At 56.3% G+C, this 15,166-nt stretch carries 15 protein-coding genes, 3 tRNA genes and 1 pseudogene; 6 read left to right on the top strand and 13 right to left on the bottom strand.

Going from position 1 to position 15,166, the window contains the following annotated elements:
• The first annotated feature begins 33 nt into the window (after positions 1–33).
• Positions 34–672, top strand: a complete 639-nt coding sequence (locus WLO32_RS02905) for a YtjB family periplasmic protein (RefSeq protein ID WP_435947129.1) — start codon at positions 34–36, stop codon at positions 670–672.
• Between the two features lies 1 nt (position 673).
• Positions 674–1,690: a lipoate--protein ligase LplA gene (gene lplA / locus WLO32_RS02900; protein WP_435947128.1), complete on the top strand. Its 1,017-nt coding sequence runs from the start codon at positions 674–676 to the stop codon at positions 1,688–1,690.
• 82 nt (positions 1,691–1,772) lie between these two features.
• Here lplA and deoD read toward each other — a convergent pair whose 3' ends face one another.
• The 12 genes and pseudogenes from deoD to WLO32_RS02840 all read right to left on the bottom strand — a co-directional run bounded on the left by deoD (position 1,773) and on the right by WLO32_RS02840 (position 13,023).
• Complete coding sequence (deoD, locus tag WLO32_RS02895; RefSeq protein WP_121267031.1) at positions 1,773–2,492, bottom strand: purine-nucleoside phosphorylase; 720 nt, start codon at positions 2,490–2,492, stop codon at positions 1,773–1,775.
• A 60-nt stretch (positions 2,493–2,552) separates the two neighbouring features.
• Positions 2,553–3,777, bottom strand: a pseudogene (gene deoB, locus WLO32_RS02890) (phosphopentomutase).
• A gap of 70 nt (positions 3,778–3,847) precedes the next feature.
• Positions 3,848–5,170, bottom strand: coding sequence for a thymidine phosphorylase (gene deoA / locus WLO32_RS02885; protein WP_435947127.1), 1,323 nt, complete (start codon positions 5,168–5,170; stop codon positions 3,848–3,850).
• A 56-nt stretch (positions 5,171–5,226) separates the two neighbouring features.
• A complete protein-coding gene (gene deoC / locus WLO32_RS02880) occupies positions 5,227–6,006 on the bottom strand; it encodes a deoxyribose-phosphate aldolase (RefSeq protein ID WP_435947126.1) in 780 nt (259 codons plus the stop codon).
• Between the two features lie 507 nt (positions 6,007–6,513).
• Positions 6,514–7,290, bottom strand: a complete 777-nt coding sequence (locus WLO32_RS02875) for a TatD family hydrolase (protein ID WP_435947125.1) — start codon at positions 7,288–7,290, stop codon at positions 6,514–6,516.
• Positions 7,287–8,360 (bottom strand): patatin-like phospholipase family protein, encoded by a 1,074-nt coding sequence (locus tag WLO32_RS02870; RefSeq protein WP_435947124.1) that lies wholly within the window; start codon positions 8,358–8,360, stop codon positions 7,287–7,289. Before WLO32_RS02870 ends, WLO32_RS02875 begins: the two co-directional genes overlap by 4 nt.
• A gap of 121 nt (positions 8,361–8,481) precedes the next feature.
• Complete coding sequence (locus WLO32_RS02865; RefSeq protein ID WP_002437547.1) at positions 8,482–8,643, bottom strand: DUF1328 domain-containing protein; 162 nt, start codon at positions 8,641–8,643, stop codon at positions 8,482–8,484.
• A 140-nt stretch (positions 8,644–8,783) separates the two neighbouring features.
• Positions 8,784–9,395, bottom strand: coding sequence for a molecular chaperone OsmY (osmY, locus tag WLO32_RS02860; RefSeq protein ID WP_121267036.1), 612 nt, complete (start codon positions 9,393–9,395; stop codon positions 8,784–8,786).
• Positions 9,396–9,809: 414 nt separating this feature from the next.
• Positions 9,810–11,399: a peptide chain release factor 3 gene (gene prfC / locus WLO32_RS02855; RefSeq protein WP_435947123.1), complete on the bottom strand. Its 1,590-nt coding sequence runs from the start codon at positions 11,397–11,399 to the stop codon at positions 9,810–9,812.
• A gap of 100 nt (positions 11,400–11,499) precedes the next feature.
• Positions 11,500–12,177 (bottom strand): pyrimidine 5'-nucleotidase, encoded by a 678-nt coding sequence (gene yjjG / locus WLO32_RS02850; protein ID WP_435947122.1) that lies wholly within the window; start codon positions 12,175–12,177, stop codon positions 11,500–11,502.
• A 20-nt stretch (positions 12,178–12,197) separates the two neighbouring features.
• The gene (gene rimI / locus WLO32_RS02845; protein WP_435947121.1) at positions 12,198–12,641 is read right to left on the bottom strand and encodes a ribosomal protein S18-alanine N-acetyltransferase; all 444 of its coding nucleotides are present in this window, start codon (positions 12,639–12,641) and stop codon (positions 12,198–12,200) included.
• Entirely contained in the window at positions 12,610–13,023 is a 414-nt protein-coding gene (locus WLO32_RS02840; protein ID WP_435947120.1) for a DNA polymerase III subunit psi, read from the bottom strand. The genes rimI and WLO32_RS02840 overlap by 32 nt, the downstream gene beginning before the upstream one ends.
• 107 nt (positions 13,024–13,130) lie before the next feature.
• Here WLO32_RS02840 and rsmC point away from each other — a divergent pair, with 107 nt between their 5' ends.
• From rsmC to WLO32_RS02820, 4 genes are all read left to right on the top strand, one after another.
• The gene (gene rsmC, locus WLO32_RS02835) at positions 13,131–14,162 is read left to right on the top strand and encodes a 16S rRNA (guanine(1207)-N(2))-methyltransferase RsmC (protein ID WP_435947119.1); all 1,032 of its coding nucleotides are present in this window, start codon (positions 13,131–13,133) and stop codon (positions 14,160–14,162) included.
• A 121-nt stretch (positions 14,163–14,283) separates the two neighbouring features.
• Positions 14,284–14,370, top strand: a tRNA-Leu gene (locus tag WLO32_RS02830).
• Between the two features lie 30 nt (positions 14,371–14,400).
• Positions 14,401–14,487 (top strand) — tRNA-Leu (locus tag WLO32_RS02825).
• Positions 14,488–14,532: 45 nt separating this feature from the next.
• Positions 14,533–14,619, top strand: a tRNA-Leu gene (locus WLO32_RS02820).
• 55 nt (positions 14,620–14,674) lie between these two features.
• On the opposite strand, the gene WLO32_RS02815 is transcribed toward WLO32_RS02820, so the two are convergent.
• On the bottom strand, positions 14,675–14,911 hold the full coding sequence (locus WLO32_RS02815) for a DUF1435 domain-containing protein (RefSeq protein WP_435947118.1): 237 nt from the start codon (positions 14,909–14,911) through the stop codon (positions 14,675–14,677).
• Between the last annotated feature and the right edge of the window lie 255 nt (positions 14,912–15,166).

Below are 15,166 nucleotides of genomic sequence, written 5' to 3'. Positions count from 1 at the left end.
ACATTAAAGTAAGCAATTTTCCGAAGGTGCATTATGGCTCGTGCAAAAATGAAATTCAGGCTGCATCGCGCAGTGATTGTTCTCATCTGCCTCGCACTTTTGGTCGCGCTGATGCAGGGCGCGTCCTGGTTTAGCCAGGGACACCAGCAGGCCCGCAACGTGCAGCTTGAAGAGCTGGCCCGCACGCTGGCGCGCCAGGTCAGCTACAGCCTGATTCCCCTGATGAAATCTGAAAACCCGGATGAAAAACGCATCGGTACCCTGCTGGCTTTGCTCACCCGCGACAGCCGGATCCTTGACGCAGGCGTCTATAACGACGAAGGCGATCAGGTGGCAAGGGCGGGCGAAGGCATAGACGTCCGCGACCGCCTGGCGTTAGACGGCAAAAAAGCGGGCAGCTATTTTAACCAGCAGATCGTCGAGCCGATTGTCGAAAAAGACAGCCCCATCGGCTATCTGCGCATCACGCTTGATACCCACAGCCTGCCCACGGAAGCCAAACAGGTGGATAACACCACCAATATTCTGCGCCTGATGATGCTGCTGGCGCTGGCGATCGGCATAGTGCTGACCCGCACGCTGCTGCAGGGCAAGCGCACCCGCTGGCAGCAGTCACCCTTTCTTCTTACCGCCAATACCGAGGTGAAAGAAGATGAAGAAAAGGATTCCTGATATGTCCAGGCTACGCCTGCTTATTTCCGACTCGCACGATCCCTGGTTCAACCTGGCGGTAGAAGAGTGCATTTTCCGCCAGATGCCCGCCACCCAGCGGGTGCTCTTTTTATGGCGTAACGCCGATACGGTGGTGATCGGCCGGGCGCAGAATCCGTGGAAAGAGTGCAACACCCGGCGCATGGAGGAGGACAACGTGCGGCTGGCAAGGCGCAGCAGCGGCGGCGGCGCGGTGTTCCACGACCTGGGCAACACCTGCTTTACCTTTATGGCCGGAAAGCCGGAATACGATAAAAGCGTGTCGACGGCCATCGTCGTCAACGCGCTGAATTCGCTGGGCGTTCACGCCGAAGCGTCCGGGCGAAACGATCTGGAAGTGATGACCGCGCAAGGCGCGCGCAAGGTATCGGGCTCGGCCTATAAAGAAACCATGGATCGCGGATTTCACCACGGCACGCTGCTGCTAAATGCAGATTTGAGCCGCCTTGCGAACTACCTCAATCCGGACCCGAAAAAACTTCAGGCCAAAGGCATCACCTCCGTTCGCGGGCGCGTAGCCAATCTGGGCGACCTGCTGCCGGGCCTGACCTATGAAGATATTTTTGCGGCGCTGCGCGAAGCCTTCTTCGACTACTACGCGCAGCGCGTTGAGGCCGAGCATATCTCGCCGGAAGCCCTGCCGGATTTACCGGCCTTCGCCGAAACCTTTGCCCGCCAGAGCAGCTGGGAGTGGAATTTTGGCCAGGCGCCCGCCTTCAGCCACCTGCTGGATCAACGATTTACCTGGGGCGGCATCGAGCTGCATTTCGACGTTGAGAAAGGCCATATTACCCGCACGCAGATTTTTACCGACAGCCTGAACCCGGCACCGCTGGAGGCACTGGCGTCACGCTTGCAGGGCTGTTTGTATCGCTCTGACGTGCTTGCGCAGGAGTGTGATGCGCTGTTGGGGGATTTCCCGGAGCAGGAAAACGAGTTGCGGGAGCTGTCGGCATGGATTGCGGGGGCGGTACGTTAATTGCCGGATGGCGGCTTGCGTCTTCGCCGGCCTGCCAAACCGTAGGCCCGGTAAGCAAAGCGCCACCGGGCACAGCACAGAATTACTCTTTATCACCCAGCAATACGGATTCAAGCGCGATCTTGATCATATCGTTGAAGGTGGTCTGGCGTTCCGCCGCCGTGGTCTGCTCGTGGGTACGGATATGGTCGGAAACGGTGCAGATGGTCAGGGCTTTCGCACCGTATTCCGCCGCCACGCCGTAGATACCCGCCGCTTCCATTTCCACGCCCAGGATGCCGTATTTTTCCATCACGTCGAACATTTGCGGGTCCGGCGTGTAGAACAGATCGGCGGAGAAGATGTTGCCTACGCGAGCTTCCACGCCCAGCGCTTTCGCCGCGTCAACCGCGTTACGCACCATATCGAAGTCCGCGATGGCCGCAAAGTCATGGTCTTTGAAACGCAGGCGGTTCACCTTGGAATCAGTGCAGGCGCCCATGCCGATAACCACGTCGCGCAGCTTCACGTCGGCACGAACCGCGCCGCAGGAGCCCACGCGAATGATTTTCTTCACGCCGAAATCGGTAATCAGCTCTTTGGTGTAGATAGAGCAGGACGGGATACCCATGCCGTGGCCCATGACGGACACCTTACGGCCTTTATAAGTCCCGGTGTAGCCCAACATGCCACGCACGTTGTTCACTTCGCGCACGTCTTCGAAGAAAGTCTCGGCGATGTGTTTAGCGCGCAGCGGGTCGCCCGGCATCAGCACGACGTCTGCGAAATCACCCATTTCTGCGTTAATGTGTGGCGTTGCCATCTTTTTATTCCTTGATTTGAAGAGGTAAACGTTCGGGCGGAGGCTGTCCGCCCGACGAAATCACAGCATATTTTTGCCGTAGTCCATGTCGCTCAGGCCGAAGTAGGCCGCCACGGTCTGGCCGATATCCGCGAAGGTTTCACGGTGGGCCACGGGAGCCGGCTTTTACTTTCGGGCCGTAAATCAGCACCGGAATATGCTCGCGGGTATGGTCGGTGCCTTTCCAGGTCGGGTCGCAGCCGTGGTCCGCGGTGAGGATCAGAATATCATCCTCTTTAAGCAGCTCCATCAGCTCCGGCAGGCGGCGGTCAAAGAGCTCAAGACCTGCGGCGTAGCCCGCCACGTCGCGGCGGTGGCCCCAGGAGGAGTCGAAATCAACGAAGTTGGTGAACACGATGGTTTCATCGCCCGCTTCTTTCATCTCTTTGATGGTGGCGTCGAACAGCGCGTCCAGACCGGTCGCCTTCACTTTTTTGGTGATGCCGACGTGGGCATAGATATCCGCGATTTTACCCACGGAAACCACCTGGCCGTTTTTCTCTTCGACCAGTTTTTTCAGCACCGTCGGCGCCGGCGGCTCAACGGCCAGGTCGTGACGGTTACCGGTACGCTGGAAGTTACCCGGCTTGTCGCCGATAAACGGACGAGCGATAACGCGACCGATGTTGTAGCCGCCTTCGGTCAGCTCCTCGCGCGCGATTTCGCACAGCTCATAGAGCTTATCCAGGCCGTAGGTTTCTTCGTGGCAGGCAATCTGGAATACGGAGTCCGCGGAGGTATAGAAAATCGGCTTGCCGGTTTTCATATGCTCTTCGCCCAGCTCATCCAGAATCACCGTACCGGAAGAATGGCAGTTGCCGAGGTAGCCCGGCAGGTTCGCGCGCTCAACCAGCTTATCCAGCAGTTCCTGCGGGAAGCTGTTTTGCGTGTCTGAGAAGTAGCCCCAGTCGAACAGCACCGGCACGCCGGCGATTTCCCAGTGGCCCGACGGCGTGTCTTTGCCGGAAGAGAGCTCATGAGCCCAGCCGTAAGCGCCGATAACCTCGGCGTTGCCGTCCATGCCCGCCGGAATTTTACCGGTAGAGCCTTCCGCGGCTTTAACCAGCCCCAGACGAGTCAGGTTCGGCAGATGCAGCGGCCCTTTACGACCCTGATCCGCTTCGCCTTTTGCACAGGCTTGCGCAATGTGCCCGAATGTGTCGGAGCCAACGTCGCCGAAGCGTTCAGCGTCTTCAGTCGCGCCGATGCCGAAAGAGTCCAGCACCATAATAAATGCACGTTTCATAATTTCTCCTGCGTCTATGCGCCAGAAACGCCCGTGGACGTTTCAAAAAGTGATCGGATCAGTATGCCATTTATTGACTAATTCTGCGATAAACGACCGGCGTTTGCGTCGGCTGGCTATCGTTAACTTTGATTGCCGCTTTTACCGCGCGCGCCGCTTCCTGCCACTGTTCTTCGCTTGCGGCATGAATCACCGCCAGCGGACGAGAGGTGTCCACGCTGTCGCCCAGGCGGGCCATATCGGTAAAGCCCACGCTGTAGTCGATGGTATCGGAAGCCTGACGGCGGCCGCCGCCCATAGAAACCACCGCCATGCCTAATGCGCGGGTGTCCATTTCGTTCACGAAACCAGCGCGTTCGGCGTAAACCGCTTTACTGAGGACGGCGGTCGGCAGATATTTTGCGTAGTTTTCCACAAAGTCGGCCGGGCCTTTTTGCGCCGCAACCATGCGGCCGAACACTTCCGCCGCTTTACCGTTATCCAGCACGGCCTGAAGCTTAGCGCGAGCGTCCGCCTCGTCTTTAGCAAGCTTGCCGGAAAGCAGCATTTCCACACAAAGCGCCATGGTCACTTCCAGCAGGCGCGGGTTGCGGTATTCACCGGTGAGGAACTGCACCGCTTCGCGCACTTCTACCGCGTTGCCCGCGCTTGAAGCCAGCACCTGGTTCATATCGGTCAGCAGGGCGGTGGTTTTAACGCCCGCGCCGTTGGCCACGCCGACGATCGCTTCCGCCAGCTCGGCGGACAGCTCGTAGGTCGGCATAAAGGCGCCGCTGCCGACTTTGACGTCCATCACCAGCGCGTCCAGCCCTTCGGCCAGTTTCTTCGCAAGGATTGAGCCGGTGATCAGCGGGATGGAGTCCACGGTCGCGGTAATGTCGCGCGTGGCGTAGAAACGCTTATCCGCAGGCGCCAGCGAGTTGGTCTGGCCGATAATCGCCACGCCGACGTTTTTAATGATGTCGCGGAAGCGGTTATCGTCAGGGAAAATGTCAAAGCCCGGAATCGCTTCGAGCTTATCGAGCGTGCCGCCGGTGTGGCCCAGACCGCGGCCGGAGATCATCGGGATATAGCCGCCGCACGCCGCCACCATCGGGCCGAGCATCAGCGAAGTCACGTCGCCCACGCCGCCGGTGGAGTGTTTATCCACAATCGGGCCGTTGAGATTAAGGCTCTTCCAGTCCAGAACGGTTCCTGAATCTCGCATCGCCATCGTCAGCGACACGCGTTCCGGCATGGTCATATCATGGAAGAAGATGGTCATCGCCAGCGCGGCAATCTGTCCTTCGGAAACGGTATTGTCGCGAATGCCGTTAATAAAGAAACGGATCTCTTCGTCGCTTAACGGCAGGCCATCACGTTTTTTACGAATAATTTCTTGAGCGAGAAACAAGGTAACCCCCTGAATATATCAGGTAAATGCGGCGGTGAACCCGCCGCAGGAAGAGATTAATAGCTGCTGGCGCTTTTGCCGTCGCCGTGACCCAGCGCTTTTAACAGGCTGGCAAGGAGGCTGGAAGCGCCAAAGCGGTAGTGGCGGGAATCCGCCCAGTCAGCGCCAAAAAGCTCGTCGGCGATGGACAGGAACAGCGCCGCGTCTTCAGCGCTGCGCACGCCGCCCGCCGGTTTGAAACCAACGGTTTTTTCCACGCCCATATCACGAATAACTTCCAACATGATGCGTGCGCTTTCAGGCGTCGCGTTGACAGGCACTTTGCCGGTAGAGGTTTTGATGAAGTCCGCGCCGGCTTTGATAGAGATTTCAGAAGCTTTACGAATCAGCGCCTCTTCTTTCAGCTCGCCGGTTTCGATGATAACTTTCAACAGAACGTTTGCCGCGGCGCAGGCTTCTTTACAGGCTTTCACCAGATCGAAACCAACCTGCTCGTTGCCGGCAATCAGCGCGCGGTACGGGAACACCACGTCCACTTCGTCCGCGCCATAAGCGATGGCCGCGCGGGTTTCGGCCAGCGCGATTTCAATGTCGTCGTTGCCGTGCGGGAAGTTGGTGACGGTAGCGATACGGATATCCGGCGTGCCCTGCTCTTTAAGCGTTTTGCGCGCAATCGGAATAAAACGTGGGTAGATGCAGATCGCCGCGGTGTTGCCTACCGGGGTTTTCGCCTGATGGCAAAGCGCGATGACTTTTTCGTTAGTGTCATCGTCATTCAGGGTGGTCAGATCCATCAGTTTCAGCGCGCGCAGGCTGCTTGCAGTTAAATCGGTCATAACTCTCTCCAACAAAAGATACAGAAGTCTCAGGCTTTCGAAACTCAACACGTTGGAGCGGACTTGGTTCCATGAAGAGGAGAGGCGACGCTTATCGCCATCACGTTGAGATCCTTCTCACCGCACATTGCCGGTAGCAATGTTATAATTCTAACACTCACTACCATGGCAATTTTGTGTATTGCTTCACAAAAGCCAAAGGCGGGGTTACATGCTTGCCACATTATATGTGATTTAATAAACAAAATAACGCGCTAAAGCCCCTAACCGGCCGTAAAAATGGCGGCCAGCGCGCCGGCCGTGGCTTTATCAGCAATGTTATAATTTTAACATTGGCGATGAATCATTACAACGTAAGGAAAGCCTGCGCGATGGTTGCGCTCATTTAAGAAGGTTAGCAAACCCAGGCTGCGCGGAGGAAATAATTGCTTTCGTAGGGTCAGCAGGAATTACAGGCAAGCTATTGATTTATTTAGCGAAGTAAAAGCATATTGATGTACCGGATAATTACCAGCGGAAAAGCCTGTCTGCGTTGTTAATCAAAGCGCCAGCAATCTCCTGCGCCGGTTCCAGGCGAAGCTCGCACAATACCCGGAAAACATCTGCAACGCGTTCCGGACGGTTTGGCTGCCCCTGCCAGCCGTTAAGCGGCATGTCCGGCGCGTCTGTTTCCAGCAGCAGTGAGGAAAGAGGAACCTGAGCGATAACGTCGCGGGTTTTGCTGGCCCGCGGATAGGTAATGGTGCCGCCAACGCCGAGGAAATAACCCAGCTCGATAAACCGCTCGGCCTGCTGCAGGCTTCCCGCAAACGCGTGTACTACGCCGGTACGGGGCAAATCGTGGCGTCTGAGATGCATGGCCAGCTTGTCGTGGGTGCGGCGCGAGTGGAGGATCACCGGCAGCTCATAGCGTTTCGCCAGTTTAAGCTGCAAATCGAGCAGGGTTTCCTGCCGCTCGAACATGGGGTTATCCATATAGAGATCGAGGCCGATCTCCCCTAACGCCACCAGCTTGTCCGCCCCCTGCCGCAGATGGTGCTCCAGCAGGGCTACAGCGGCGTCATGATGCTTGTGAATCACAATCGGATGCAGGCCGATAGCGGCATACAGCGCAGAATGCTGTTCCGCTAAGGCCAGCACGGCAGCAAAGCGCTCCGTTTCAATCGCCGGAACGATAATTTTTTCCACCCCGGCCTGCTGCGCTAGCGCAATGCTGTTGGCTTCGTCGCCGGTGAAAGGCGCGAAGTCAAAGTGGCAGTGGGTGTCATAAAATTTAGGCGTCACGCGGAGTCCTCGTTATTAAAAGAGGCATCGTTGGCTTCCGGCGCGTCCAAAACCGTTTTGATAAGGGGTTCGTTCGCCACCACCGCAGGCGGCACAACCAGCGGCCCGGGCGTAATAATACGGGGGCGATGACGCTTGATGGGCGGCTTCGCCGCCAGCTGCCTGCCGATCGTGGCGAGGAAGTAGCGGCCGCACAGGCGTCCGGTTTTGTAATCGGCCTGCAGCGAAGGCAGGCGGCTGCCCAGCGCGATGCTCATCAGCGGCTTAGGCGGATAGATTTCAAAAATGCGCAGATTACCCGGCGGCTTTTCGATAAAGCTCTGAATTTCGCGGTAGCTCGCCTCGTGGTGCTGCACCAGATTAAGCAGCGGCTGCAGGCTGCTGTCGCCCAGCCAGCGCTCCATGCGCTTAAACCACTCCGGCGTGTAGTACATCTGCGAAGGAACGGTACGGATGACCACCAGCGTGTCGGCGCCGAGACGCGCAGCCTCCCGAACCGGAACCGCATCGCTTATGCCGCCGTCCTGATAGCTGACGCCGTCGATATCCACGCCGGTACGGTAAAAGCCGGGGATAGCGCTCGATGCCTTGATGATGTTAAGCCAGGTGTCGCTGGTCGGCGAGAAGTAGCCCGGCGAATAGTCATCGCTGCGGCACGCGCACATATAAAATTGCTTGCCCGTCTCGAAAAGCTTATCCGCATGGGACATCGACAGCGGCAGTCTGGAGGAGGTCGACTCAACGAGCCAGTCGAGGTCAATCAGATTTCCTCCGCGCACGAAGCGCAGCGGATCGAAGAAATCCCGCGTGGTGGTAAAACGCGTGATCACCCGCCGCGCGTAGCCCGGCTGGTTACAAACGTAGGCTGAAAGGTTTTGCGCGCCGGCGGAAGTGCCCAAAAACAGGTCGAAGGGGTTGAATTCGGCGCGCATGAACTCGTCCAGCACCCCGGCAGTGAAGATCCCGCGCTGCCCGCCACCTTCGCAAATAATGGCAAGCTTACCGGGACTAAAGGGTTCAAGTGCGAGCGGCGCAATATTGCCGAGCGTCACGGGTATACGTTGTCCCACCCTGCTTTCCTGAAATCTAAGTTATTTTTCTTGCCGGGCACTCCGAAGACAGGAGTACAAACGTAAGAGCCAGTCATAAATGACTGGCTCTTAACGGTCGGTCTATTACTGTTATAGCACGCTATGGACGTCTGCGGCCCATAAACAGGCTGACCAGGAACAGAATGATACCTACCACGAAGACAATTTTTGCCGCGCCTGCTGCAGTACCAGCTAAGCCACCAAAGCCCAACGCTGCTGCAATCAACGCGATAACCAGAAAAATAATGCCCCAACGAAACATAAGCCTCTCCTTAAACCATAGTGAACTCGAATCGCTTCTTAATGAGTGCCCTCAGGCTGCCCACTGGCGATATATGAGTAGCGGTAGTGCTGACTGATTCCCCCGGACAATCCGAGGGAATGAGTTTCGGTATATTGCGATTACTGTACTTTCAGGTCGTTTTTAACGCTTTTCACGCCGTCAACGGCTTTGGCGATGCTCTCAGCACGTTCGGACTGCGCGTTGTTTTTCACATGGCCTGAAAGCTGAACAACGCCATCGGTGGTTTCTACTTTTACGTTACGAGACGGAACGATGTCGTCTGCTAATAGTTTAGCTTTGATTTCACTGGTGGTGGCGGTATCACCGGCGTAACCGCTTACCGATTTGTCTTTACCATCGCGCACGTGAAGCTTATCGCTTACCGAGGAGACGCCTTCAACGCCTTTAGCGATGGACACCGCTTGCTCAGCCTGAGCCTGGCTCTCAACAAAACCGCTCAGGGTCACGACTTTTTTATCGGTTTTCACCGAAATATCGGTGCTTTTAATATTCTCATCGTCCACCAGCGCGGCTTTCACCTTCGCGGTGATGGAGCTGTCGTCCATGAAGTTACCGACTTTATTCATAGAGCTATCGATTTTTTTCCCTGCGGAGTCGGCCGTTGATTCAGTCTTGTTCAGCATGGTGTCTTCTGCAAGAGCGGAACCGCTTGCCAGAACCGAACCCAGAACCACCGCCAGCAGAGTTTTCGAAATCTTAGTCGTAGTCATCGATTTATTCCTGTAAGTTTGCTCAGAATTTGAGCTCTAAGCCACAACGTGGCAGCTTTGCTGTAAAGGCAATAAGCCTAAGCTTGCTCTCGGTCTGTGACGTTCTGATATGTAAACGAGGGTTTGTTCACCCTGTTCGATATCATGCCCTTCATGAGTTAAAGCAGTTATTAATATTGCGGCAACAAAGCTTCCTTGAAAAACATCCCGCAAAACCGTTCCTGGATGGGATATTTATCCGTGTGGCCTGTCATCACTTTGTTAAATATAGATCACAATCGCAAAATTGCATGTCCAGTCGGGTGAAAAATGGACGATTGGAGAGGAAATGCCGGAAATTAAGAACAATCCGTAAGAGGTTAATAAAACAGGAAAAGTAGCAGGACACGGCGGCCGCCGCGCCCTGCAAGGGGATCAGTGCTCGCGGGTTTTACGGAACGTCACATCCGGGTAGCGATCCTGCGTCAGGTTAAGATTAACCATCGTCGGGGCGATATAGGCCAGGTTATCACCGCCGTCGAGCGCCAGCTGCACTTCGTTTTTACGTTTGAACTCTTCAAACTTCTTCACGTCGTTGCACTCCACCCAGCGCGCCGTCGATACGTTGACGGACTCGTAAATCGCCTCAACGTTGTATTCGCTTTTAAGCCTTGCGACGACCACGTCGAACTGCAGCACGCCCACCGCGCCCACGATCAGATCGTTATTGGCGATGGGACGGAATACCTGCACCGCGCCCTCTTCGGAAAGCTGAACCAGGCCTTTAAGCAGCTGCTTTTGCTTAAGCGGGTCGCGCAGGCGAATACGACGGAACAGCTCCGGCGCGAAGTTCGGAATGCCGGTGAACTTCATCATTTCGCCCTGGGTGAAGGTATCGCCAATCTGAATGGTGCCGTGGTTGTGCAGGCCGATGATATCGCCCGGGTACGCTTCTTCAACGTGGGAGCGGTCGCCGGCCATAAAGGTCAGCGCGTCGGAAATCACCACGTCTTTGCCGGTACGAACCTGGCGCAGCTTCATGCCCTTTTCGTATTTACCGGAAACCACGCGCATAAAGGCTACGCGGTCGCGGTGCTTTGGATCCATGTTGGCCTGGATCTTAAAGACGAAGCCGGTGAACTTCTCTTCCGCCGCTTTAACTTCACGGGTATCGGTGTTGCGCGGCATCGGCGCCGGCGCCCACTCGACAAGGCCATCGAGCATATGATCAACGCCGAAGTTGCCCAGCGCGGTACCGAAGAAGACCGGCGTCAGCTCCCCTTCGAGGAACAGATCGCGATCGAACTCGTGGGACGCGCCCTGCACCAGCTCCAGCTCGTCGCGCAGCTGCGCTGCCAGCTCTTCGCCGACGGCGACATCAAGCTCGGGGTTATTTAACCCTTTGACGATGCGCACTTCCTGAATGGTGTGGCCTTTACCGGTCTGGTAGAGATAGGTTTCGTCTTTATAAAGGTGGTAGACGCCTTTGAACAGCTTGCCGCAGCCGATAGGCCAGGTTATCGGCGAACAGGCGATTGAAAGCTCGCGTTCAACTTCATCCAGCACTTCCATCGGATCGCGAATGTCGCGGTCCAGCTTGTTCATAAAGGTGAGGATAGGCGTATCGCGCAGACGGGTAACTTCCATCAGCTTGCGGGTACGGTCTTCAACGCCCTTCGCGGCGTCGATAACCATCAGGCAGCAGTCCACCGCCGTCAGGGTACGGTAGGTATCTTCCGAGAAGTCTTCGTGCCCCGGGGTATCGAGCAGGTTGACCAGGCTGTCGCGGTACGGGAACTGCATCACGGAGGTGGTAATCGAAATACCACGCTGCTTTTCCATTTCCATCCAGTCGGATTTCGCATGCTGGCTGGAGCCGCGGCCTTTTACGGTACCGGCGGTTTGGATCGCCTGTCCGAACAGCAGCACTTTTTCAGTGATGGTCGTTTTACCGGCATCCGGGTGGGAAATGATCGCAAAGGTGCGGCGTTTCGACACCTCTTGCAGATAAGGAGACAAGGTCATAATGATATCTTCTGTGAAAGCGCGCGGCCTTGAGCCACGCGGCTGGTGAACGTATTCTGGCGGCTATTTTACCCATCAGTATGGGTTTAACAATCAACAATCATGGCTTACACAACAGTTGCTCCAGTTCACCGAGTGAGGAAACCTGCCAGGTAGGGTTGATCCCCTCAGGCAGGCTGCGTCCGTGGGCGTTCAGCCAGCAGGTGGCAAGACCGGCATTGATGCCGCCTAAAATATCCGATTCCGCCGTATCGCCCACCATCATTACGCGTTCGCGCGGCGGATTGCCCATCTGTGCAAGGGCATAATCAAAAATTCTGCGATCCGGTTTGGCGACGCCGACCTGCTCGGAAATCACCAGCAGGTCGAAAAAGTCCCGCAGACCGGTACGCTCAAGGCGGATTTGCTGTAGCGCAGTAAAGCCGTTGGTGATGATGCCAAGCTTAGCCTTGCCCTTAAGCGCGGCGAGCAGCGAGACGGCGCCCGGCAGCGGCGCGCAGATTTCCGCCATCGCGTTCAAAAACGCGGCGTTTAAATCGCCCGCGGGCACCTTCAGCTTTTCAGCCCAGCCCTGAAAGCGCTGGTGCTGAAGCTGCAAAGCGTTAATGGCGCCGTTCTGGTAATCCACCCAAAGAGGTTTATTGACGGCCTGGTAGTCCTGAAAATCATCAGCGGTAAAGGTGACGCTATAGTCGAGAAACATCCGCTGTAAGCCGTCGAAGGCGTTAAAGGTAAATAACGTTTCGTCGGCATCAAATAAAATCCAGTCCCAGTTCATCAGCTTACCTTCTCTTTGTATTAACCTAGCGGTAACGCCATGATGATGGCGTCTTCCCTGCCCTCTTTGGTCGGGTAGTAGTTGCGGCGAATCGTCGCCTCGTTAAAGCCCAGGCTCTCATAGAGGGCGATGGCCGGCGTATTCGAGGCGCGGACCTCAAGCCACAGGGTCAACACGTCTCGCGCTTCCAGCTCGCGGATTAAATGCTCCAGCAGCTGACGGCCTAAACCTTTGCGCTGCCAGGCGGGATCGACCGCGATATTAAATAAGGTGGCCTCGTCGAGGACCACCTGCGTTACGGCGAAGGCCGCCATCTCGCCATCGACGTCAAGCCGCAAATTGAAATAGCGATCGCCCTGATTGCTGGCGAAGGTTTTTTCACTCCATGGAAAGGCGTGGCTGCGCTGCTCGATGGCGTAGGCCGCCGCTAAATCACCCGGCTTCAGGGAATAGATCGTGTTCATGTTCGCAAATTTGCTGCCACAGCGCCCGTCGGGCGGCGCCATTATGATAAAGCTCGTTTAAGGCGGGCGTGGTTAACTGCGCGCCGGGAAGGGGCAGCGGGTCGTCAACGCCCAGCCGCCAGCTGTTGCAGCGCATATCGGCCGGCAGCATCGCCGCACGCTCCGGCGTGAGCTGCATCACCTGCGGCGGCGTAAGCGCCAGGCTGCGCAGCACGTCGCTGACTAAAGGATCGCTTAACGCCGGGAGATCTTCGGCGACCATCACCAGACGCGTATTCGCCTGCAGCGAAACGGCAATCTCTCCCTGCAACGCCCGGGGCCGTCGCAGCTCCCACTGGGTAATCCCCAGCTGTCCTAACAGCCAGTCGCGTCGCAAGCTCATCACGAAACCTTTGCAGAGTGCCAATTGGGGCGCAAATATAGCAAATACATCGAATGTCCGCCATTAAACCTCTATAATCGCCGCTCTGATTTTGAAGGAGTGTTCTGATGTCTGCGTTAACCCCGGCAAGCGAAGTGCTGCTGCGCCACAGCGATGATTTTACCGAGAGCCGCGTACTGTTTGCCGGTGACCTACAAGACGATTTGCCAGCCCGTTTTGCGACCGCGGCGAGCCGCGCTCATACCCAGCAGTTCCACCACTGGCAGGTACTGAACGGGCAGATGGGCGAAAACGCGCAGTATGGCCTCATCGCCGATGCCGGGATCGTCGGCGACAGCGACACGCTGGTTTATTACTGGCCGAAGAACAAACCGGAAGCCCACTTCCAGCTGATGAACAACCTGTCTTTGCTGCCGGTTGGCAGCGATGTGTTCGTGGTCGGCGAAAACCGCAGCGGCGTACGCAGCGCCGAACAGATGCTGGAAGAGTTCTGTCCGCTGACCAAAGTCGACAGCGCGCGTCGTTGCGGCCTGTATCACGGCCGTGTGGAAAAGCAGCCGCAGTTTGATGAACACGCCTGGTGGGATGAATATCCGCACGAAGGCATGACGGTGAAAACCCTGCCGGGCGTCTTCAGCCGCGACGGCCTGGACACCGGCAGCAAGCTGCTGCTTTCCACCCTCACGCCGCACACCAAAGGCAAAGTGCTGGACGTCGGCTGCGGCGCGGGCGTGCTCGCCATTAGCCTTGCCAGCCATTCGCCGAAAGTTCGCCTGACCTTATGCGACGTGAGCGCGCCGGCGGTTGAAGCCAGCCGCGCGACGCTTGCTGCGAACGGCATCGAAGGGGAAGTCATCGCCAGCAACGTCTATTCGGAAATAAACGGCCGTTTCGACATGATTATCTCCAACCCGCCGTTCCACGATGGCATGCAAACCAGCCTTGACGCTGCGCACCAGCTTATTCGCGGCGCGGCCCGTCATCTGAATATGGGCGGCGAGCTGCGCATCGTGGCCAACGCCTTCCTGGCGTACCCTAACGTGCTGGACGAAGTCTTTGGCAGTCATGAAGTGATTGCCCAGACGGGCCGCTTTAAGGTTTACCGCGCCGTGCTGGCTCGCGGCGCCAAAAAGCGCTAATCACGCCCGGGCGCCGCTTTTTTCAGCAATTACCAAAGCGGCGCCAAATTAACTGTTGACGAAGTTCAGAAAACATCTAGAATGCGCCTCCGTGGTTGTGATACTTCGGTATTACAGGTATGCGAAGGTGGCGGAATTGGTAGACGCGCTAGCTTCAGGTGTTAGTGTTCTTACGGACGTGAGGGTTCAAGTCCCTCTCTTCGCACCACCAACAACCACGAGATATCGTTCGCACTGCGCGAAGGTGGCGGAATTGGTAGACGCGCTAGCTTCAGGTGTTAGTGTTCTTACGGACGTGAGGGTTCAAGTCCCTCTCTTCGCACCAATGCGATGACGATATCACCTCTTTAAGCGCAAGCTTAAAACCTGTGCGAAGGTGGCGGAATTGGTAGACGCGCTAGCTTCAGGTGTTAGTGTCCTTACGGACGTGAGGGTTCAAGTCCCTCTCTTCGCACCACTTCTTAGTTATTCCCCGGTGATTTCCTTAGCTTGCAGATTTCCTGCGCCCTGTTTTACCTCATTCCGGCATTCATCATCACCAACGCAAGCCCGCTGGCAAAAGCAACGCCTGATGGCAACAGCACATAATGCCGCAGCCGCCTGTGGTACAGCATCGCCGTTGAGGCGACCAGACCCAGCACCACCAGCGCACGCCACTGGCTAAAAGACAGATCCATATAGACCAGCGCCGCGACTATCAAACCCGGCACTATCGCTCCCCAGGCGCTTTCAAGCTGACGTTGCAACATTTTAGCTATCTCATCAATTGGTAATGATAACCAATATCATATGATAATATTTCTTATCTGTCAGCCACCGCCGGCGGCTTTTTAAGCTGAACATGAGAGTGTTTCATCACCGGATGACAGATATTCATGAAAGTGATAGATTTAAGCCTGACGTTAATAAAACTCATCAATAAAAATAGATAACGTTAATCAGCAATCCGCAAGACATTTTAAATCAACGCAATTTCGCACCTCTACACCTGACCGAAAGAATTA

The sequence above is a fragment of the Dryocola mayonis genome (assembly GCF_051307045.1).
Classification (GTDB): Bacteria; Pseudomonadota; Gammaproteobacteria; order Enterobacterales; family Enterobacteriaceae; genus Dryocola.
The sequence above is the reverse complement of the archived record's forward strand: the minus strand, read 5'-3'. Positions and strand labels throughout refer to the sequence as shown.

Excerpts from the sequence above, each read along its gene's own strand:
- WLO32_RS02865 (WP_002437547.1), bottom strand. The coding sequence starts at position 8,643 with ATGTTTCGTTGGGGCATTATTTTTCTGGTTATCGCGTTGATTGCAGCA.
- WLO32_RS02815 (WP_435947118.1), bottom strand. The coding sequence starts at position 14,911 with ATGTTGCAACGTCAGCTTGAAAGCGCCTGGGGAGCGATAGTGCCGGGT.
- WLO32_RS02905 (WP_435947129.1), top strand. The coding sequence starts at position 34 with ATGGCTCGTGCAAAAATGAAATTCAGGCTGCATCGCGCAGTGATTGTT.
- osmY (WP_121267036.1), bottom strand. The coding sequence starts at position 9,395 with ATGACTACGACTAAGATTTCGAAAACTCTGCTGGCGGTGGTTCTGGGT.
- lplA (WP_435947128.1), top strand. The coding sequence starts at position 674 with ATGTCCAGGCTACGCCTGCTTATTTCCGACTCGCACGATCCCTGGTTC.
- WLO32_RS02840 (WP_435947120.1), bottom strand. The coding sequence starts at position 13,023 with ATGAGCTTGCGACGCGACTGGCTGTTAGGACAGCTGGGGATTACCCAG.
- deoD (WP_121267031.1), bottom strand. The coding sequence starts at position 2,492 with ATGGCAACGCCACACATTAACGCAGAAATGGGTGATTTCGCAGACGTC.
- rimI (WP_435947121.1), bottom strand. The coding sequence starts at position 12,641 with ATGAACACGATCTATTCCCTGAAGCCGGGTGATTTAGCGGCGGCCTAC.
- yjjG (WP_435947122.1), bottom strand. The coding sequence starts at position 12,177 with ATGAACTGGGACTGGATTTTATTTGATGCCGACGAAACGTTATTTACC.
- deoC (WP_435947126.1), bottom strand. The coding sequence starts at position 6,006 with ATGACCGATTTAACTGCAAGCAGCCTGCGCGCGCTGAAACTGATGGAT.
- prfC (WP_435947123.1), bottom strand. The coding sequence starts at position 11,399 with ATGACCTTGTCTCCTTATCTGCAAGAGGTGTCGAAACGCCGCACCTTT.
- rsmC (WP_435947119.1), top strand. The coding sequence starts at position 13,131 with ATGTCTGCGTTAACCCCGGCAAGCGAAGTGCTGCTGCGCCACAGCGAT.